Below are 20,038 nucleotides of genomic sequence, written 5' to 3'. Positions count from 1 at the left end.
CCTTTATTCCTTCCGCGCCGTTTCGATCGCCTTTTTGAGCGCGTCATATCCCACCGCGCCGTTCAACACCTGGTCCCCGATGACGAAGGTCGGCGTGCCGCTGGCCTGCAGCCTTTGCGCCAGTGCGATGTTCGACTGAATTTCGGCGTCATATTTGCCGCTGGCCATCGCCGCTTCCGCCTCTGCCCGACCGATGCCGACGCTGGACGCAGCCTTCAGGATGGATTCGCGCGTCACCTTGCCTTCTTCGTACAGGGCGCGGTGGAACGGCATATATCGCCCCTTTTCCGCCGCCAGCAGCGAGACCTTGGCCGCATCGCCACTGTCGTCGGACAGGATCGGCAGCTCGCGATAGACGATTTTCAGCCCCTTATCCTCATTCACCAGCCGCGTGAGGTGGGGAAGGGATGCGCGGCAATAGCCGCAGGCATAATCGAAAAACTCGACCAGCGTGACATCGCCCTTAGCGGCACCTTCCCACGCCCCGGCATAGGGCGTTTCTATCGCCTGGCGGCTGGCGTCGATATTGTTCGCCATCCGCTTGGCCTGAAGCCGATCCACCGCTTCGGGAATGATTTCGGGATGTTCCAGAATATAGTTGCGCACAATCTGTTCGATTGCGGCCTTGTCGCCCGCGTTGACCCCCTGGCTATTCTGCATCGCGAGCGAAGTGCCCGCAGCTGCGGCAAGAAGGGCCAAAGCGCCAAGGGTCATCTGCATCGTCCTGTTGGAAAGGGCGGCACGGAATCCCGGCCGGTCTGTTTGCGTCATCTTTTCTTCCGCTTTTGCTCGACCGCCGCGCGTGAAACCATGGCGATATCCTGTGCCCGCAGATAGTCAACCGTACCGGACTTCAATCCCTGCATCGCCGCATCCGCGCTGCGCAGCGCCATCTGGGATTCGCCCATCATCGCATAGCGTTCGGCGGTCGCCAGCGCGGCGCGCGGAATATCGCCGCGCCGTTCATAAACGACCCCCAACTGATACCAGGCGAATGGATTTTCCCGGTCGCGCGCCACTGCATTGCGCAGCACCCGCTCGGCCTCGGCGAAATTTTGTTCGTCCTCCGTCGCGATCAGGGCGTGCGCCAGCAGGGTGCCGATCAGCGGCTGGTTGGTCGCCTTCACCGCTTCGCGCAAAGGTGCGATGGCGTCGGCGGGCTTGCCGCTTTCCAGCAGGATCTGGCCTTTTAGCTCCAGGAAATAGGGATCATGCGGCGCAGCGTTCAGCAGCGCGCCCACTTCGGCCATCGCCTTGTCGGGGTAGGCGCTCTTATGCCACGCATAGGCGCGCGCATAATGTGCGGGGATCGATTGATCGCTTTCGGGATATTTGATCAGCGTTTGCCGGGGCTCGGACACATAACCGACCAGCTTGGCCCTGATTCGTTCGAACCGCGCTTCCAAGCCGGGATCGACAGGCTTATTCCACGCCGGGTCGACCGTATAAACTTCCCGCAGGACATTGATGCGCTCGCCCGATAGTGGGTGGGTGCGGCCGTAGCTGTCATCCTGCGGAATCGCGAGGCGATATTCCTGGTTCTGCAGCTTTTTGAAGAATTCCAGGCTGCCCTTGCCGGACAAGCCCGCCTTGCTCAGATAGCGCGCACCGGCAAGGTCCGCCGAACTTTCCTGCGCACGGGAAAAGGCGAGGAACTTGCCCATCGCCGCTTGCTGGCCCATGCCCAATATGCCCATGCCGGCTTCTGCCCCGCCAGCAGCGATCGCCGCCGCGCCCAGCACCAGGCTCAGCAGGGTGATGCCGGTGGCTGCCTTCATTCCTTCAGCCGACCGGATGACGTGCCCGCCTTCGATATGGCCCAATTCGTGCGCTACGACGCCCTGTAACTGGTTCACATTGTCGGCAGCAGCAATCAGGCCGCTATGGACCCAGACATATTGGCCGCCTGCAACGAACGCGTTGATTTCCGGGTCGCTGATGACCAGCACTTCGACATTGCGAGGCGACATTCCCGCCGCGCTCACCAACGGCGCGGACATGTCGGCCATGAAGGCTTCGGTTTCCGCATCACGCAGGATCTGCTGTGCCATGGCCGGACGCGCGGTCATCGCCACGCATAGAGCGAGGATTGCGCCCATGCGGAGCCAGCGCCGTTTCATCAAAGAGCGCTCCGGGATGGGGCGGGGATCAGCATCGGCAGCAATCGATGCACGCTGCAGCATGAACTTGGCCTGAAGCAGCAGCGCCGCCACTTCCCGGCGAAGACCGGTGAAATGGCGGCGCGGCTTCATATAGCTGGCTCTTCTTACTGACCGAAGGTGCGCTGCCACCAGCCCCGGCGGGGGGAGGAGCCGTCATCTTCCGTCTGAACGTCGTCGCCTCCGGCGCTTTCCATCGCCGCCGGTTCGACAATGCTGGCGCTCACATCGTCAGTTGCCGGGGCAGCTTCGGCAGCGGCGGGCGCTGCATCCGCTTTCTTCCGACGGGTGCGCTTGGGCTTGGCGGGAGCCTCTGCCTCGGCTTCTGCCGGGGCCGGGGTGGGAGCCGATGCCTCTGCCGCAGCCTCAGCCTCGATATCCGCCTTTTTCCGGCGGGTCCGCTTGGGCTTGACCGGCGCTTCGTCGGCGGGCGCTTCGGCAGGCTGTTCGACAGCAACCTCGGCGACTTCGGCTTCGGGGCTGACCTTGGCCTTGCGTGCACGTGGACGGCGACGCGCCTTGGGGGCGTCTTCCTCGGTCGCGGCTTCGGCAACGGCTTCCGATACAGGCGCAGCCTCTACAGCCGGCTCTTCCGACGCCGGTTCGGCTGTGGTTTCAGCGTTGTCAGCCAGAGTTTCCTCAGCCACGCCTTCACCGCCCTCGCGCCGACGGCGGCCACCACGACGCCCGCGACGCCCGCGACGGCGGCCCGGCTCATCGCCTTGGTCCGCTGTTTCCGCGGCTGCCTGCGCGTCTTCCTCGGCCTCGGCTTCGATGTCACCTTCCTCTGCCTGTTCTGCATCGTCGGCCCGGACGTCATGCTCGCCTTCACCTTCGGCGCGGTCGGACCCGCCGCGACGACGACGGCGACGACGACGGCGACGGCCGCCTTCGCGCTCTTCACCACGGTCGCTACGGTCTTCGCGTTCGGCTGCGGCTTCGACCTCTTCGATCTCTTCCTCGTCCAGTTCCTCTACGACGTCGATATCATCGTCGTCCTCGACCAGCGGGGCATAGGTGACGACCCGTTCCGGGCGTGGCCCGCTGGCCTCGACCGACATGCGTGCGCCTTCCACCTCGCCATCGGGCAGGATCGCGATCGTCACGCCATAGCGCTGTTCGATCTCGTCCAGTTCGCGACGCTTGTTGTTGAGGACGTAGAAGGCGGCTTCCTGGCTGGCGCGCAGGGTGACCAGGTTGCCCCGGCCCCGTGCCGCTTCTTCTTCCAACATGCGCAGTGCCGACAATCCCGCTGATGAAGCGGTGCGGACCAGGCCCGTGCCTTCGCAATGCGGGCACTGGCGGGTGGATGCTTCCAATACGCCCGTGCGCAGGCGCTGGCGGCTCATTTCCATCAAGCCAAAGCCGGAAATGCGGCCGACCTGGATGCGGGCGCGATCGTCCTTCAACGCCTCCTTCATCGCCTTCTCGACCTTGCGGATGTTGGAGTTGACCTCCATGTCGATGAAGTCGATGACGACCAGGCCCGCCATGTCACGCAGGCGCAGTTGCCGGGCGATTTCGCGCGCGGCTTCCAGATTGGTGGCGACGGCGGTCTGTTCGATGCCATGTTCGCGGGTGGAACGGCCCGAGTTGATGTCGATCGACACCAACGCCTCGGTCGGGTTGATGACCAGATAGCCGCCTGATTTCAGCTGGACGACGGGGTTATACATCGCCGCCAGCTGATCTTCGACGCTGGCGCGCTGGAACAGCGACACGGCGTCGGCATATTGCTTTACCCGGCGTCCATGGCTGGGCATCAACAGCTTCATGAAGTCCTTGGCGGCCTTATAGCCTTCCTCACCCTCAACGATGACCTCTTCGATATCCTTGTTGTAGATATCGCGGATCGCGCGTTTGATGAGGTCGCTGTCATTGTGGATCAGCGCGGGTGCGGCGGACTTGAGCGTTTTTTCGCGAATCTCGTCCCACAAGCGGGCGAGATAGTCGAAGTCACGCTTGATCTCCGGCTTGGTGCGCTGCAGCCCGGCGGTGCGCACGATGCAGCCCATGGAAGAGGGCAGCGCCATTTCGGCGATGATCGTCTTCAGACGCTTGCGGTCCGCCGCGTTGCTGATCTTGCGCGAAATGCCGCCGCCATGCGACGTGTTGGGCATCAGCACGCAATAGCGGCCGGCCAGCGACAAATAGGTGGTCAGGGCCGCGCCCTTGTTGCCGCGTTCTTCCTTGACGACCTGCACCAGCAATACCTGGCGACGCTTGATGACGTCCTGAATCTTGTAGCGGCGACGCAGCGCCATGCGCTTGCGGCGCAACTCTTCGGCGGCATCGTCGCCCTTGCCGCGACGCCCGCGACCGTTCCGGCCATTCTCCGCAGCTTCGCCGCCCGTGGCTTCGCCTTCATGCTCCTCATCGTCATGATGATGCGTGGCCTCGACCAGTTCCAGGCCGTCATCCGACGCGCCATGTTCCTCGTCATCGTCCAAATCGGCGCGCAGCGCGGCCTCTTCCTCGGCATGCTCGCGTTCTTCGCGCAGCAGCGCCTCACGATCTTCGCGCGGGATCTGATAATAATCAGGATGGATTTCGCTGAAGGCCAGGAAGCCGTGGCGGTTGCCGCCATAATCAACGAAGGCCGCCTGAAGGGACGGTTCTACGCGGGTAACCTTGGCGAGGTAGATATTGCCTTTGAGCTGTTTGTGCTCGGCCGATTCGAAGTCAAATTCCTCGATCCGGTTTCCCTTGACGACCGCGACCCGGGTCTCTTCCCGGTGGCGCGCATCGATCAGCATACGCATTGTCATTTATGTGTCTCCGGCGATGACCGCCAACGGCGCTTCGCCGGGCAGTCACGCGATAAAATAGGGACGACAGCGTTTGCGCCGCTAGCGGCGCCGATCGCGGCATCGTCCGGTTTTGTGGGGTAATATTCGCGTCTGCTGCGTTGGCAGGGCCGGGCAACTCGCCGGTCCACACCATCCACGCCGCATCGCCCGGGATCGGGTCAAGCGGGGGATGGAAATCATGCCTCATGCAGCGTCAACCTGTTGCGACATCGAATCCGGGCGTCGTTCGCCCGCCGATGCGATCTTGAAAGCTTCCCAAGCGCCTTGCCGGAAAATGGACAGGCTTTCAGGAATATGAATGGGTAGCAGTCAAAATGCGGGCTAGCAACGCCCGCCCGAAATATTGTTTCGTGCTTGGGAAGCTCCGTGTTGCCCGCCGATCATATTTGGCTGGACGATCGCAGGTCCGCGCGGCACAAGCGCGCGATGTTCCATGCACTTGTCCTGGCTGGCGCGATTTTTTCCGCAACGCCCGGCAATGACGGCGGAGCGGCGCATATGTCCGTCGCGCAGATGGCTCCGCGTCCCACGAAGCGGGTGCATAGCATCACCGTTCCCATTCCTCCCCCAGGGCGAGGTCTGGAATTGCCTCGTGTCGACGGCCCCCGTGATGCCTCGCGCCCTCTCATCGTGATCGATGCCGGCCATGGCGGCCATGATCCCGGTGCCGTCAATGCGAAGCTTGGCAAGCAGGAAAAGGACCTGACGCTCGCCATTGCGCAGGCGATCCGTGATGAACTGGTAAAATTCGGGCGGCTTCGCGTGGCGATGACGCGAGACGATGACCGCTTCCTGGTCCTGCAGGAACGCTATGACATTGCGCGCAGGCTGAACGCGGACCTGTTCATTTCCGTCCACGCCGATTCTGCCGAGAATGAAGAAGCGCATGGGGCCACCGTCTATACCTTATCGGAAGTCGCGTCGGACCGGGAAGCCGCGCGGCTCGCCGCCCGGGAGAATAAGGCGGACATATTGCATGGGGTGAATCTGGGTGGTCAGACGGACGATATATCGTCGATCCTCATTGATCTGACGCAAAGGGAAACCATGAATGATTCCGCGAAATTCGCGCAGGTTCTGAAGCGGGAAGCTGCACCCTATATGGGTTTTCGCACACCCTTTCATCGCTTTGCTTCGCTCATGGTTTTAAAGGCGCCTGACACGCCGTCGGTGCTTTTCGAAACCGGCTACCTCAGCAACAGCGATGACGCCGCTTTCCTTTCTTCGCGAGAGGGACGGGCGCGGATAGCGCGCGGTGTGGCGCGTGCTGTCGAAGTGCATTTCGCCCGCAACGTGCCGCTGGGGCCGCGCTAGGCACTGACCGTCCCGTCGATCCGCTCTGGCGCTGCGGCCATTTTGACCTTAGAGCCTCGTTCGTCATGGAAGAGGTCCGCCCCGTCACCGCATCATCGTCCTTCACCCGCCGCTTGCGCGACCGCGCGGGGAGTCTGCGGGAACGGCTTGCCCCGCATTGGGACCGCCGATGGGTGCGGTGGATCGCCATCGGCCTTGGCGGGCTCATGGCGGCGTTCTTCCTCTTTTGGCTGATCTTCGCGCGCGGTCTTCCCGATGCTGCCACGCTGCTGGAATATGAGCCGCCGTTGCCCACCATCGTGCGCGACATCAACGGCCAGCCGGTGCACAGCTATGCCCGCGAACGGCGCGTCCAGCTGCAATATAGCGATTATCCGCCGCTTCTGATCCGCGCCTATCTGTCGGCGGAGGACAAGACATTCTTTGATCATCACGGCGTCGATGTTCCCGGCTTTTTCGGTGCGGTATTCGACTATGTGACGAAGATCGGATCGGGCCAGCGGGCCAGGGGGGGGTCCACCATCACCCAGCAGGTCGCCAAGAATCTGCTGATCGGCGATGAATATTCGCCCACGCGCAAGGTGAAGGAGATGATCCTCGCCTATCGCATGGAAGACGTGCTGACCAAGCAGCAGATATTGGAACTCTACCTCAACCAGATATTCCTGGGCCGCAATGCCTATGGCGTTCAGGCGGCATCGCGCGCCTATTTTGACAAGGATGTCGCCGACCTCCAACTGCATGAGATGGCCTATCTGGCCATCCTGCCCAAGGGGCCAGCGAATTACCGCCCGGAAAGCCCGACCGGGCACGAACGCGCGCTGGAACGCCGTAACTGGGCGCTGGGTGAAATGGTCAGGAATGGCTGGATCACCGAGGCGCAGCGGAACGAAGCGCAGGCACAGCCGCTGGGCACCGTGCAGGCGCACGGGTCCGGCTACGACGCGCGGGCGGGTGGCTATTATATGGAAGAGGTGCGCCGCCGCCTGATCGAACGCTTCGGCGAAAAGGCGGAGGACGGTCCCAATAGCGTTTATGCGGGCGGTCTTTGGGTCCGCAGTCCCTACGACCCCAAGATGCAGGACCTGACCGCCACGGCATTGCGCAACGGCCTGCTGCGCTTCGATGCGGGCAAGGGCTGGTCCGGGCCGGTGGGGAAAATCGACATCGGTCGCGGCTGGCGGCGTGAACTGGCTGCAAGCTATGTCGGTGTCGACTATGCGTCCTGGCGCGTCGCGGTGGTGATCAGCCGCGGTTCGTCATCCGCAGAGATCGGCTTTTCCGACGGTTCCACCGGCACGCTGCCCGCAGGCGCGGCGCAGATGCCTTATCGTCGCGCGGGCGGTCCCGCCTTCAACAGCATGAAGGCCGGCGACCTTATCGTGGTGACGGGCAACGGGTCCAGTTGGGCCTTGCGCAATGTGCCTGAAGTTTCCGGCGGCATGGTTGTCGAAGAAACCCATTCCGGCCGTATCCGCGCGATGCAGGGCGGGTTCGACAGCCGCCTGTCCTCCTACAATCGCGCCACCCAGGCGATGCGCCAGCCAGGGTCGACCATCAAGCCCTTCGTCTATGCCGCGGCACTCGACGGCGGCATGACGCCTGCTTCGATCATCGTGGACGGGCCGCTGTGCGTCTATCAGGGCGCGGGGCTGGGGCAGAAATGCTTCCGCAACTTCTCTGGCGGCAGCGCTGGGCCGCAGACCATGCGTTGGGGCGTGGAACAGTCACGCAACCTGATGACCGTCCGCGCCGCCAGCCAGACTGGCATGGATCGGGTCGTGCGCACGATCAAGGCGATGGGCATCGGCGATTACCAGCCCTATCTTTCCTTCGCGCTGGGGGCGGGCGAAACCACGGTCGAGCGGATGGTGAACGCTTATGCCACGCTGGCCAATCACGGGCGGCAAATGGCCCCCAAGGTCATGGACTATGTGCAGGACCGCCATGGTAAGGTTATCTGGCCCCTGCGCTGGCGTGCTTGCGACGGGTGCAACATGGCCAATTGGGATGGCAAGCCCATGCCCCGTTTCGGCTTTGAAGGGCGGCAGGTCATGAACCCCATGACCGCCTATCAGGTGGTTCACATTACCGAGGGTGTGATTCAGCGCGGCACCGCGACCGTGCTGTCCGACCTGAAACGCCCGCTGTTCGGCAAGACGGGAACCACCAATGGACCGACCAATGTGTGGTTCGTGGGCGGTTCGCCCGACCTGGTCGCAGGCGTCTATATCGGCTATGACCAGCCGCGCAGCCTGGGCGGTTGGGCGCAGGGTGGCCGCATCGCCGCGCCGATCTGGAAGGCGGCGATGGCTCCGGTGCTGGAGACGATGCCCAAGACGCCGTTTGTCGCTCCCGCCGGCATCCGTATGGTCCCGATCGACCGCCGATCGGGCAAGCGTGTCTATGGCGTCTGGCCGACCGAGGAGCCAAAGCCCGCTGTCATATGGGAAGCGTTCAAGCCCGAATCCGAACCCCGCCGGTCGATCCGCAAGGAAGAAGTGGCGGCACAGGAAAAGGCCGCAGCCCAGCGCGACGCCACGCGGCAGGGCAGTCAGCGGACGGACAGCGATTTCCTGCAGGATCAGGGCGGGATTTATTAAGGGGACATGCCCGGCCCATGCACTGGTGGCCGGGTCCTCAAATGGTTCGGGGGGAGCACGCCCTGCAACAGGATTGAATCTTCCCAAATCCGCCGCCCTCGGATAGGGGCAGCCGTTTAGTGCGTTTCGGCCTGGCGAGCAGAAGCGCCCGATATTTTTGGAGAGTTCCCATGCGCGCCGAAGCGCAGCAATATATCGACCGTATCGACGCCGCGCTGGACCTGCTGCGCCGCTTTCTCGACTGGGACCGCGCTTTGCGGCGGCTGGACGAGTTGAACGCCCGCGTCGAGGACCCCACGCTCTGGGATAACCAGAAAATGGCGCAGGAAGTGATGCGCGAACGCACGCGGCTGGAAGCCGCGATCGGCGCGACGCGCGCGATCGAAAGTGAAAAGAGCGACACCGCCGAACTCATCGAAATGGCAGAGGCCGAAGGTGATGAGGACATGGTCAATGAAGCCGTCGCGTCGCTGAAGGCGCTGGCTGATCGTGCGGACGAGGACAAGATCAAGGCGTTGCTGGCGGGCGAAGCTGACGCGAGCGACACCTATCTGGAAATCCATGCTGGCGCAGGCGGCACGGAAAGCCAGGACTGGGCCGAAATGCTCAGCCGCATGTACCGCCGCTGGGGCGAACGGCGCGGATACAAGGTGGAACTGGTCGACTATCAGGCGGGCGACCAGGCAGGCATCAAGTCGGCGACGTTCCTGTTCAAGGGCGAAAATGCCTATGGCTATGCCAAGACCGAAAGCGGCGTCCATCGCCTGGTGCGGATCAGCCCCTATGACAGTTCGGCGCGGCGGCACACCAGCTTTTCATCCGTGTGGGTCTATCCGGTGATCGACGACAATATCGAGATTGAGGTGAATGAAGGCGACCTCAAGATCGACACCTATCGCGCATCCGGCGCGGGCGGGCAGCATGTCAACACCACCGATTCGGCGGTGCGCATCACCCACATCCCTTCCGGCATCATCGTGGCATCGCAAAATGACCGGTCGCAGCATAAGAATCGCGCGACCGCGATGAACATGTTGAAGGCGCGCCTTTATGAAGCGGAACTGCAAAAGCGGGAGGCAGTGGCTTCGGGTGAATATCAGGCCAAGACGGAGATTGGCTGGGGACATCAGATTCGGTCCTACGTCCTCCAGCCCTATCAGCTGGTGAAGGACCTGCGCACCGGGGTCACTTCCACATCGCCCGACGATGTCCTCGACGGTGCGCTCGACCCGTTCATGGCCGCCGCCTTGTCTCAAAAGGTCACGGGCGAAAAGGTCGATGTCGAGGATGTCGATTGATGAAGTTTCTGCCGGTGACAGGGGTGGCGCTGGCGGGATTGTCGCTCCTGCTGGCGGCGTGTGGTCCCTTTTCATCGGAACAGCAGAAGGACCGCCCGGCGGCGGCCAAGGAGTTTCCGCGCGCTGACCGCCCGGTCGCGCCCGTTGTATCGACGCGCTGGTCCAGTGAAGAAGCGCGTGACCGAGTCAATGAAGCGGACGACATCATGGACAAGGCCGGAATCCGGCCAGGGATGACCGTCGCCGACATCGGGGCGGGTGAGGGCTATTATACCGTCCGGCTGGCCAAGCGTGTCGGGCCGGAGGGCCGGGTGCTCGCCGAAGACATCATGCCCGAAGTGATTGAAGCCTTGTCGCGACGCATCACGCGGGAAGACTGGCGCAATGTCAGCGTCCGGCTGGGCGCACCGGAGGACCCGAAGCTGCCCGAAAACAGCTTCGACCGCATCTTCATGGTCCACATGTATCATGAGATTGCGGAGCCTTATGCCTTTCTGTGGTATCTTAGCCCGGCGCTGAAACCCGATGGTGAATTGATCGTCGTCGATGCCAACCGCCCGACCGACCAGCACGGCACCCCGCCAAGGCTGTTGGCCTGCGAACTGGCCGCGATGGGGTTTCGAATGGAAGAGTTGATTCCCAAGCCGACAGCGGGCGGATATTTCGCCCGCTTTCGTCGGATCGCCGCTCGCCCCTCACCCGGTTCGATCGTCCCCTGCGCGCTGCGATTTTGACCGCGCCGCCCCAGAGAAGCTGCTTGCCGGGGCGTTAACCATGATATTGGTGACGAAATTGACCTTTTGGTGGTTGAATGGGGGAAGGGAGGGGAAGGCATGACCGACCAATATGGGTCTCCGATCACCGGCGCCGCGCAACGGCGGCACGCCCCGCGGTACAAGATGTTCGAGCCGGTGGCCCTCACCTTGAGCGGCGTCGAAGTGCGGGCTCATTTCCTGGACCTGTCCTTTTCCGGCGCGCTGGTTCACTGCGAAGCCCCGCCACAGGCAGGCACCTATGTCCTTGTTCACGCGCTCGACCTGGAAACGAGTGGCAGGGTGAAATGGGCCAACGGCAAGCGTTTTGGCCTACAGTTCAGCCAGCCGCTGACGCAGCCGATGATCGACGCGCTGATCCGTCAGGGCTGAAACGGCGGAGGTTCAGTTGCGCCGCCGCCATTTCCTGAACAGCGACACCCCCAGCACGCCGCCACCCAACAGCGCCGCAATTGCCCCTCCCGCCGACGCCAATGCCCATGCGCCCGCGACGAGCAGGCCAGTCAGGAAATCGACGATGATGAGCGTGAGATGGATCATGGGGGAAAGGACGGGGGACTAATGCCCCAGTTCCTTTGCCTCCTGATATTTCATTTCGAGGAAACGATTCTGGATCGCCAACCGGTTTAGGTCGCCGCTGGCGAAGCTTTCGCTCATCCTTCCTATTTCCGTGTCGATGACATTCAGCCCTTCGATGAGCTGTTGTTCGGGTATGCGACCGTTGCGCTCTTCGCGCCGCAAGGGTTGTGGGATGGATTGATAGCCTGTGACGAGTTCGGGCAGATGGTCGGCCAGCAGCTTGCGCACCTCTTGCGCGGCAGGTTCCTGATCGCCCAGCCGCTCAAGCTGCGGTGCCAGCGTTTCCAGCTTGACCCCAATGCTGTCGATCAACGCGGCGGCCGGTGCCGGAAGCGCCTTTCGCTGATTTTCGAGCCAGATTTCGGTTTGCAGCGGCAGGGCGCTGAGCGGCGTTTCCGCAAGCGCTCCGACTTGCACGGAACGCTCAAGCGGAAGGGCGGCGATCAGCAGCACCGTTGCCAGCATCACGCCCAGCGCCAGCATCACGCCCGTAGTGCCCAGGGGAATGAAGAACCCTGCCACGCCGCTGGCCACCAGCACGGCGATGACCGCCCATAGGGTATATTTCAGCTTGCGCATCAGGGCAGCAATGCGCCGCTGGCGGGCGCGGGCCGACAAGCTGCGCCGCCGGTCGCCATGGCGGTGAAGGACCGCCTGGGCCTCAGCAAGGACGCGGTCGGCCCGGCTCATGATCGCGCGCTTTCACGGTGCCACTTGAACCCAGGCTCCTGTTTTCCAGCGGAAAGAGAAACCGCGTCGATCAATGTCACGCCTCCAGCGCGCTGAGCAGCGGGTTGTCGGCGCGCGCATCCTGTGCGGCCTGGGCCTGGCCTTCGGCCCGCGCGATATAGCCTTTGGACTTTTCCACCTCGTCCGACAGGCTGTTCACCGTCGTCTTCATATTTTCCAGCGCCTTGGCCTTGAACGTGTCGATGCTGTCCATCGTGTCGTAGATATTCTGGAACGCACGCCGCAGCGTTTCGATGGGAATGGTGCTGGACGCCGCCTGCTCATGGATCGCGGCGGTCTGGGTCTTCAGCATCTCCCCGGTCGAATCGATCATGTTGGCGGTGGTCGTGTTGAGCGCCGTAATCTGTTCCAGCACCAGCTTTTGCCCGGCGAGCGCCTGGGCAACGGTCACGGCGGTCCGCAGCGCCGCAACGGTCGTGGTGCTGGCGCGATCCACGCCCTTCACCAGTTCGACATTATTCTTTTTGACGAGGTCGAGCGCCAGATAGCCCTGAACCGTCACGGCCATCTGCGTCAGCAGGTCCTGGCTACGCTGGCGAACATAAAAAAGCGCGCTGTCACGGATCGCCTTGGCCTTTGCCGGGTCGGTCGCGTCCAGTTCCAGCGTCTTCGCCTCAAGCTGGGCGTCGAGCGTCCGGGAGATGTGGATCATCTGTTCCAGCCGACCCATGGTCGCCCACATATTCTGCCGCTCGACATCGATCGCGGCATTATCCTTGATCAGGACATCCTTCCCGCTCGCGAGCGATCCCAGGATGGAATTGATGTGGCCCTGCGCGCTTTTATAGCCGTCGAAATAGTTGCGCAGGCGATTGCCGAAGGGGATGATGCCGAACAGCTTTCGGGGCGCGAGCAGGTTGCCGCGCTTGCCGGGATCGAGGTCCTCGACCGTGCGGCGCAGTTCGGCCAGGTCGACGCCGACCTTGTTGTCGCTGTCCATCGCCCGCACGGGGCGATCGAGGAAGCGGTTGGAATGGCCCGCTGCCTCCGCGATTTCCTTGCGGCCCATGTTTGTCAGCTGATCGACCCGCGCGCCGAATTCTGGCGAATTGGCGTCCTGCGCCACCAGATCGGCGACAAAGGCACCGACCTTCTCTTCCAGCTTCGACCGCTTTTCTTCGTCCAATGGCACAAGGCCGGCGGCCTTGTCGGGCGTGACCGGCGGCACCGGGTCGGGCGGCGTCAGGTTGAGCGTGTCGGCTGCCGTCGCCGTGCTGGGGGAGGTGCTGGCCATATCGTCTCCTCAAAGCTGTTATATGCGGCTATAACAGTGATCATCAATGCGGAATATGGTCGCGCATCGCCATGGATGCAAACGCGCGGTCGTGGTCGCCGCCCTTGCCGCAGCGCGTCATTTCCTGTAGGGGCGCGCCCGATACTCTGGTCAGGCGCGGTGCCGGCCGGGAAAACGAAAAATCCCAAAGGCATTATCCATGTCCCTGCGTAACATCGCCATCATCGCGCACGTCGACCATGGCAAGACCACTCTTGTCGATCAACTGTTCCGCCAGTCCGGCACTTTCCGAGACAATCAGCGGGTCGAAGAACGGGCGATGGATTCCAACGACCTGGAAAAGGAACGCGGGATCACCATCCTGGCGAAGCCTACCTCGATCGAATGGAACGGCACCCGCATCAACATCGTCGATACGCCCGGCCACGCCGATTTCGGTGGCGAGGTGGAGCGCATCCTCTCGATGGTCGACGGCGTGATCCTGCTGGTCGATTCGTCGGAAGGCGCGATGCCGCAGACGAAGTTCGTGACCGGCAAGGCGCTGGCGCTGGGTCTGCGTCCGATCGTGGTGGTCAACAAGGTCGATCGCCCTGACGAACGCATCCAGGAAGTGCTGGACGAAGTGTTCGACCTGTTCGTGACGCTGGAAGCGACCGATGAGCAGCTCGACTTCCCTGTGCTCTACGCTTCGGGTCGCAACGGTTATGCCAGCGACAATCCCAGCCGCCGCGAAGGCACGCTGGAGCCGATGTTCGAGAAGATCGTCGAACATGTGCCGCCGCCGTCGCTGGATCAGGACGCGCCGTTCAGCTTCCTGGTGACGTTGCTTGACCGCGACAATTTCCTGGGCCGTATCCTGACGGGCCGCGTCCAGTCGGGCACGGTGAAGGTCAACCAGCCGATCCACGCGCTCGATATGGACGGCAATGTCATCGAAACCGGCCGCGCGTCGAAGATCATGTCCTTCCGTGGGCTGGATCGCGTGCCCGTGGACGAAGCGAAGGCGGGTGACATCATTTCGCTCGCCGGTCTGACCGTCGCGACCGTTGCGAATACCATCTGCGACACCACCGTCAGCGTGCCAATCAAGGCGCAGCCGATCGATCCGCCGACCCTGTCCATGCGCTTCGCCGTCAATGATTCGCCGATGGCGGGCCGCGAAGGCAGCAAGGTGACGAGCCGCATGATCCGCGACCGCCTGGCGCGTGAAGCGGAATCGAACGTCGCGATCAAGGTCACGGAAAGCGACGACAAGGACAGCTTCGAAGTCGCCGGTCGCGGCGAATTGCAGCTGGGCGTGCTGATCGAAACCATGCGCCGCGAAGGCTTTGAACTGGGCATTTCGCGTCCGCGAGTGCTGTTCGGCGAAGACGAGTCCGGCAACAAGACCGAGCCTTATGAAATCGTCGTCATCGATGTGGATGATGAATTTTCCGGCACGGTCGTCGACAAGATGAACATCCGCAAGGCCGAGATGACCGACATGCGTCCGTCGGGCGGCGGCAAGACCCGCATCACCTTCTCTGCGCCCTCGCGCGGCCTGATCGGCTATCATGGCGAATTCCTGTCGGACACGCGCGGCACCGGCATCATGAACCGCCTGTTCGAGAAATACGGTCCGCATAAGGGCAAGATCGAAGGCCGCAAGAATGGCGTGTTGATCTCCAACGGCTCGGGCGAAGCCAATGCCTATGCTCTGGGTCCGCTGGAAGAACGCGGCATCCTGATGGTTGGCGTGGGCGAAGCGCTTTATGAAGGCATGATCATCGGCGAAAACGCCAAGCCAGAAGATCTTGAAGTCAACCCGATGAAGTCGAAGGCGCTGACCAACTTCCGCGCTTCGGGCAAGGACGATGCCGTTCGCCTGAGCCCGCCGCGCAAGCTGACGCTGGAACAGGCGATCGCCTATATTGACGACGATGAAATGGTCGAAGTGACGCCCAAGAATATTCGCCTGCGCAAGCGCTACCTCGACCCGAACGAGCGTAAGCGCATGTCGCGCGCCAAGGCGGCCTGATTTCAGACCGACAAAGAGGAGCCTGATCCACCCGGATCGGGCTCTTTTTTTGTGCGGGCTTGCGGATCATTTTGATCCTGCAATGATGCCACTACACCCCAGGCGCAAATTGCGTTATGGTTAACGCATGGGGGCGAAACGCATATTCACGCTGACGGCTATGCTGTCGGCGATCATAGGTCTGGCACCTGCATTTGCGGGAACGCCAAGGCCCGGATCACTCGAAACCTACAAGGACTGGACCATCGGTTGCGACAATCGCGGGCGATGTGAAGCTGTGTCCTTGATGCCCGAAGGCGGCAGTTGGCCCGATGACCCGGTCACGGTGGGTATCGTGCGGGAGCCGGGCGGATCGAGCGAACCGGAAATCTGGATCAGCCGCGACGGCAAGGGCCGGGAGCAGCTTGGACTGGTCATCGACGACCGGAAGGTCGCCACCGCAATCAGTGAGGAAGGCGAGGCGAAGCTGGACGGCGCCCAGGCCGCGACGCTGGCCATGGCTATCGCCCGTGGCAACCGGATGGACGTGCTGGTCGGCGCGAAGCTGGTCGGGCAACCGTCGTTGGCGGGCGCGGCGGCGGCGCTGCGCTATATGGACGCGCGACAGGGTACGGCTGGCACCCGTGCCGCCCTGGTGGCGAGGGGGCCGCTGGCTCGCAGCGTTGTGCGGTCAGCGCCTTTGCCAATCGTTATCCGTCGAGCAGACATCCCCCCAGGCCCAGCCCCGCAGCCACTGTGGCGGGAAGAGCGGGCCGCATTGGGCAGGCTGACCGGCTGCGCTGATGAGATGCGTGACGCTTCGCCGCCGGAACTTCATCGCCTGTCCAGGACCGAGTCACTGGTCCTGACGCCATGCGGGGCAGGGGCCTATAATTTCACTTCGGTGCCTGTCATCGCCAGCGGCATTGCCGGTCGGCGGACCTTCCGCTTTGCAAGCTTCGACCATCCGCCGGGATGGAGCGAAGCTGCCACCCATCCGATGCTGGTCAACGCGGCATGGTTGGCGGACACCGCGACGTTGGAAAGCTATGCCAAAGGGCGTGGATTGGGCGACTGCGGCGGCAGCGAATCCTATGTGTGGGATGGGACACAATTTCGACTGGCCCAAGCGAGCGCGATGGGGGAATGCCGTGGCGCGCGGCAATGGATCAAAGTCTTCACCGCCGATGTGGTGAAGTAACATTCCATTCCGTGGTTCAGCGGGACGCGCCGGGCACCCATTTGACATCGGCCGCGCCATTGCCGTTCAACCGGCGAGCCAGGACGAACAGCAGGTCGGATAGCCGGTTGAGATAGGCCAGCGCCTGCGGATTGAGGGCAGTCTCTGCCGCCGCTGCGGTGGCGCTGCGTTCGGCGCGGCGCGTGATCGCGCGGGCAAGGTGCACCGCCGCCGCTGCGGGCGATCCGCCGGGCAGGATGAAGCTGTCGAGCGGCGCAAGCTGTTCATTCATGGTGTCGATCTGGTCTTCCAGCCGCTTGACCTGCGAAGCGATGATGCGGAGCGCCCAGGGTTCGTCATCGCCATCCGGGATGGGGGTGGCGAGGTCCGCGCCCAGGTCGAACAGGTCATTCTGGATGGTGGTCAGCCATGCCCCTTCGGGCGCATCGCCGATCGCCAAAACGGCAAGGCCGATGGCGCTGTTCGCTTCATCCACGTCACCCACGGCCTGCATGCGCGGCGCATGTTTGGGCAGGCGCGATCCATCGACAAGGCCGGTCGTGCCCGCGTCACCCGTGCGGGTATAAATCTTGTTGAGCTTTACCATGCCGCGCGCGCCTTAACAGGGTTCGGGGTCAGCCATTGCCCTTCATGAGCAACAGGATGGCGACGACGATGACGGCGGCTGCCTGGAACAGGATGCGGTTCATCATCATCTTGTTCTGTTTCAGGCTGGAGCGGCTGGGCCCGCTGTCCGTCGAGTTAAGCTGTTCCTTGGTCGCTTGAAGAAAGGCGATGATCCCCCGCACCAGCGCGAAAAGGGTCGCGCCCATGGCAAGGATGAGGGCGATGACGAGGATTGTGTTCATGTGCTGAAACTAGGCGCTGGCCAGCGAAATGCCAACCGGAAAGCGCGCCGCCTGCAAATCCTGCGCAAGCTGGCGGGGGTCCATCCCCTGCGCGCGCAGGTCCGCCAGCGCAATCGATCCGTCCCGCTTCGCCAGCCTTTTCCCGTCCGCTCCGACGAGCAACGGGTGATGGCAGTAGATGGGGGATGGCAGGCCCAGCAGGGCCTGGATCAGGCGATGGACATCGGTCGCGGCGCGCAGGTCTTCACCCCGCAGGACATGGCTGACCCCCATGGCCGCATCATCCAGCGTGCAGGATAGATGGTAGGATGCGGGCGCATCCTTGCGGGCGAGAACGACGTCGCCCGCCGCCAGCGGATCAGCGGCCATGCGTATGGCTTGTGTGGTAGAGGCTGGAGGGAAGGGGAGGGCATCCCACGACAATGGACCAGCTCTATCCACGGCAGCAGCCATGTCGATGCGCCAGGCATGCGCCTGTCCCGCGCTGATCCTGCGGGCGCTCTCACCTTTCGATAGGGGGCGACAGGTGCCGGGATAGGTCGGGCCTTCCGTGCCATGCGGCGCGGTGGTGCTGGCGGCGATGTCCGCACGGGTGCAGAAGCATGGATAGAGCAGCCCCATGCCGCGCAACCGGTCCAGCGCCGCTTCATAATGGTCGAGCCGGGCGGACTGAAAGACGATGTCTCCGTCCCATTCGATCCCCAGCCATTGCAGGTCGCGGATGATGCCATCGACATGTTCGGGGCGGCTGCGGGTTCCGTCAATGTCTTCGATCCGAAGGCGGAACAAGCCACCATTTTCGCGCGCCATCGCCATTGCCAGCAATGCCGACCAGCCATGCCCGACATGCAGCCGACCGGTCGGGCTGGGCGCAAAGCGCGTCACCATATGCTGTGGCGTCAACGGTGGTATCACACTCGGCCTTGACGGATCGGGGTCGTTAATGCTGTCATGCTCTCGTCACGTTCATGGTCAATCAGAGCGGCGGCAAGGGGGATAGAGGGTTCTTATGTACCATCCCGACCTGATACGGCATCCGGAAAACTGCCCGGCGCTGGTTTTGAACGCTGATTATACGCCGCTAAGCTATTATCCGTTGAGCCTTTGGCCGTGGCAGACCGCGATCAAGGCGGTGTTTCTGGAGCGGGTGGACATTGTTTCCAGTTATGAGCGGGAAGTTCACAGCCCCAGCCTGCAGATGAAAATCCCGTCCGTCATCGCGCTCAAACAATATGTGCGACCGTCGGAACATCCCGCCTTCACCCGTTTCAACCTGTTCCTGCGCGACCGGTTCGCCTGTCAATATTGCGGATCGGGCAATGACCTGACGTTCGACCATGTCATCCCGCGCCGTGCGGGCGGGCGCACGACGTGGGAAAATGTCGCGACTGCCTGTTCCCCGTGCAATTTGAAGAAGGGCGGACGCACGCCAAAGGAGGCGGCGATGCGGCTGCATGTCACGCCGATCCGCCCGACCAACTGGCAGTTGCAGGAACATGGCCGCGCCTTTCCGCCCAACTATCTTCATGAAAGCTGGCACGACTGGCTTTACTGGGACGTGGAACTGCTCGCCTGACAACGGCGAGAAGCGGTTTACGGCTGGCTGGGAAACCAGTCGAAATCCATGTCCTTGTGGCGATTGGTATAATGGCCAATCTCTTCCAGCCTCTGCATGTCGATCAGGGTGATGCGCCCATTGGTCCGGCTGATCAGCCCTTCCTGCTCCATCTGTCGCACCATGCGGTTCACATGGACGGACGTGAGGCCGATCGCATCGCCAATTTCCTCCTGCGTGAGCTTGAGGTCGAAGCTGTCGATGATCCCATCGTCGGTCACCCGCAGCCGATCGAAAATATCGAGCAGGAACGATGCAACGCGCGCCTTGGCCGACGTGCGGCCCAATGAAGCCAGCCGATCGGTCAAGGCGACCCTTTCGGCATTGGACAGCAGGAACAGCAGCGCTGCTACGCGCGGATGTTCTTCCAGCAAGCGGCGAAGCGCATGTTTGTCAAATGGACAAATCACGACGTCCGTCAGCGCCACCAGGGATTCGGGCGCCTTGCTGTAGATGGTGCTGGCCGACCCGATGAAATCGCCCGGAAAATAGACGCGCAGTATCTGGCGGCTACCGTCAGGCAAAAGGACATAGCTCATCGCCCGTCCTTCGCGCAGGACGAAAAGTTCCGTGACCGTTTCGTTGACACGTTGGATCATCGCGCCGCGTTTCACCTTGCGCGGATTTTCCTCCAGCCTGGAAAGGGCATTTTTCTCTGCATCGGACAGGCTTACATGTTTGCCGACCCTGTCCGCGAAGCAACTTGTCGCCACTCCAAACACCTTTTCTCAATATTGTCGTTACGGTGGCAGAACGCCCCGGCTGTCTTTTGGCTGCATTCGCGGCGCGTGCACTAAACTCGATCAATATCGTGCGCAGGATCGTACAAATGTTTGCGGCGCTTTGCAGAAGGTCGCG

Annotated in this window: 18 protein-coding genes; 8 read left to right on the top strand and 10 right to left on the bottom strand. The window is 62.6% G+C overall.

The genetic code is table 11. The features are described 5' to 3' along the window. Positions 1-3: 3 nt before the first annotated feature. The 3 genes from FHS54_RS11970 to FHS54_RS11960 form a co-directional block, all read right to left on the bottom strand. Complete coding sequence (locus tag FHS54_RS11970) at positions 4-771, bottom strand: DsbA family protein (RefSeq protein WP_208404891.1); 768 nt, start codon at positions 769-771, stop codon at positions 4-6. Next, entirely contained in the window at positions 768-2,120 is a 1,353-nt protein-coding gene (locus tag FHS54_RS11965; RefSeq protein ID WP_167304446.1) for a M48 family metalloprotease, read from the bottom strand. The genes FHS54_RS11970 and FHS54_RS11965 overlap by 4 nt, the downstream gene beginning before the upstream one ends. Before the next feature lie 146 nt (positions 2,121-2,266). Then, positions 2,267-4,927, bottom strand: coding sequence for an Rne/Rng family ribonuclease (locus FHS54_RS11960; RefSeq protein WP_243855738.1), 2,661 nt, complete (start codon positions 4,925-4,927; stop codon positions 2,267-2,269). Between the two features lie 408 nt (positions 4,928-5,335). Here FHS54_RS11960 and FHS54_RS11955 point away from each other — a divergent pair, with 408 nt between their 5' ends. The 5 genes from FHS54_RS11955 to FHS54_RS11935 all read left to right on the top strand — a co-directional run bounded on the left by FHS54_RS11955 (position 5,336) and on the right by FHS54_RS11935 (position 11,329). Further along, positions 5,336-6,283, top strand: coding sequence for an N-acetylmuramoyl-L-alanine amidase family protein (locus FHS54_RS11955; RefSeq protein WP_425057312.1), 948 nt, complete (start codon positions 5,336-5,338; stop codon positions 6,281-6,283). 65 nt (positions 6,284-6,348) lie between these two features. Further along, positions 6,349-8,886, top strand: a complete 2,538-nt coding sequence (locus FHS54_RS11950) for a penicillin-binding protein 1A (protein WP_167304033.1) — start codon at positions 6,349-6,351, stop codon at positions 8,884-8,886. Positions 8,887-9,056: 170 nt separating this feature from the next. After that, on the top strand, positions 9,057-10,184 hold the full coding sequence (prfB, locus tag FHS54_RS11945; RefSeq protein WP_167304032.1) for a peptide chain release factor 2: 1,128 nt from the start codon (positions 9,057-9,059) through the stop codon (positions 10,182-10,184). After that, the gene (locus FHS54_RS11940) at positions 10,184-10,918 is read left to right on the top strand and encodes a class I SAM-dependent methyltransferase (RefSeq protein ID WP_167304031.1); all 735 of its coding nucleotides are present in this window, start codon (positions 10,184-10,186) and stop codon (positions 10,916-10,918) included. The genes prfB and FHS54_RS11940 overlap by 1 nt, the downstream gene beginning before the upstream one ends. 99 nt (positions 10,919-11,017) lie before the next feature. Further along, on the top strand, positions 11,018-11,329 hold the full coding sequence (locus FHS54_RS11935) for a PilZ domain-containing protein (RefSeq protein WP_167304030.1): 312 nt from the start codon (positions 11,018-11,020) through the stop codon (positions 11,327-11,329). A gap of 12 nt (positions 11,330-11,341) precedes the next feature. Here FHS54_RS11935 and FHS54_RS11930 read toward each other — a convergent pair whose 3' ends face one another. The 3 genes from FHS54_RS11930 to FHS54_RS11920 all read right to left on the bottom strand — a co-directional run bounded on the left by FHS54_RS11930 (position 11,342) and on the right by FHS54_RS11920 (position 13,520). Beyond that, the gene (locus tag FHS54_RS11930) at positions 11,342-11,497 is read right to left on the bottom strand and encodes a hypothetical protein (RefSeq protein ID WP_167304029.1); all 156 of its coding nucleotides are present in this window, start codon (positions 11,495-11,497) and stop codon (positions 11,342-11,344) included. Between the two features lie 18 nt (positions 11,498-11,515). Further along, positions 11,516-12,226 carry a hypothetical protein gene (locus FHS54_RS11925; protein ID WP_167304028.1) on the bottom strand — a complete coding sequence of 237 codons (711 nt, stop codon included), beginning with the start codon at positions 12,224-12,226 and terminating at the stop codon, positions 11,516-11,518. A 76-nt stretch (positions 12,227-12,302) separates the two neighbouring features. Continuing rightward, complete coding sequence (locus FHS54_RS11920; protein ID WP_167304027.1) at positions 12,303-13,520, bottom strand: toxic anion resistance protein; 1,218 nt, start codon at positions 13,518-13,520, stop codon at positions 12,303-12,305. A gap of 199 nt (positions 13,521-13,719) precedes the next feature. Here FHS54_RS11920 and typA point away from each other — a divergent pair, with 199 nt between their 5' ends. Continuing rightward, complete coding sequence (gene typA / locus FHS54_RS11915) at positions 13,720-15,537, top strand: translational GTPase TypA (protein WP_167304026.1); 1,818 nt, start codon at positions 13,720-13,722, stop codon at positions 15,535-15,537. Between the two features lie 127 nt (positions 15,538-15,664). After that, complete coding sequence (locus tag FHS54_RS11910) at positions 15,665-16,717, top strand: DUF1176 domain-containing protein (RefSeq protein ID WP_167304025.1); 1,053 nt, start codon at positions 15,665-15,667, stop codon at positions 16,715-16,717. Positions 16,718-16,733: 16 nt separating this feature from the next. Here FHS54_RS11910 and FHS54_RS11905 read toward each other — a convergent pair whose 3' ends face one another. The 3 genes from FHS54_RS11905 to gluQRS are packed head-to-tail and all read right to left on the bottom strand — an operon-like array spanning position 16,734 to position 18,453. Then, a complete protein-coding gene (locus FHS54_RS11905; RefSeq protein ID WP_167304024.1) occupies positions 16,734-17,303 on the bottom strand; it encodes a cob(I)yrinic acid a,c-diamide adenosyltransferase in 570 nt (189 codons plus the stop codon). A gap of 28 nt (positions 17,304-17,331) precedes the next feature. Continuing rightward, positions 17,332-17,565 (bottom strand): twin transmembrane helix small protein, encoded by a 234-nt coding sequence (locus FHS54_RS11900; RefSeq protein WP_167304023.1) that lies wholly within the window; start codon positions 17,563-17,565, stop codon positions 17,332-17,334. A 9-nt stretch (positions 17,566-17,574) separates the two neighbouring features. Beyond that, positions 17,575-18,453 (bottom strand): tRNA glutamyl-Q(34) synthetase GluQRS, encoded by an 879-nt coding sequence (gluQRS, locus tag FHS54_RS11895; protein WP_167304440.1) that lies wholly within the window; start codon positions 18,451-18,453, stop codon positions 17,575-17,577. Between the two features lie 121 nt (positions 18,454-18,574). Here gluQRS and FHS54_RS11890 point away from each other — a divergent pair, with 121 nt between their 5' ends. Further along, positions 18,575-19,141 (top strand): HNH endonuclease, encoded by a 567-nt coding sequence (locus FHS54_RS11890; protein ID WP_167304022.1) that lies wholly within the window; start codon positions 18,575-18,577, stop codon positions 19,139-19,141. 17 nt (positions 19,142-19,158) lie between these two features. Here the strand turns inward: FHS54_RS11890 and FHS54_RS11885 are convergent, their stop codons facing one another. Further along, positions 19,159-19,893 carry a helix-turn-helix domain-containing protein gene (locus FHS54_RS11885; protein WP_167304021.1) on the bottom strand — a complete coding sequence of 245 codons (735 nt, stop codon included), beginning with the start codon at positions 19,891-19,893 and terminating at the stop codon, positions 19,159-19,161. Positions 19,894-20,038 lie beyond the last annotated feature (145 nt).

The sequence above is a fragment of the Sphingobium vermicomposti genome (assembly GCF_011762025.1).
GTDB classification, from domain to species: domain Bacteria; phylum Pseudomonadota; class Alphaproteobacteria; order Sphingomonadales; family Sphingomonadaceae; genus Sphingobium; species Sphingobium vermicomposti.
Note: the sequence above shows the minus strand (reverse complement) of the source record. Positions and strands in the feature narration are given on the sequence as shown.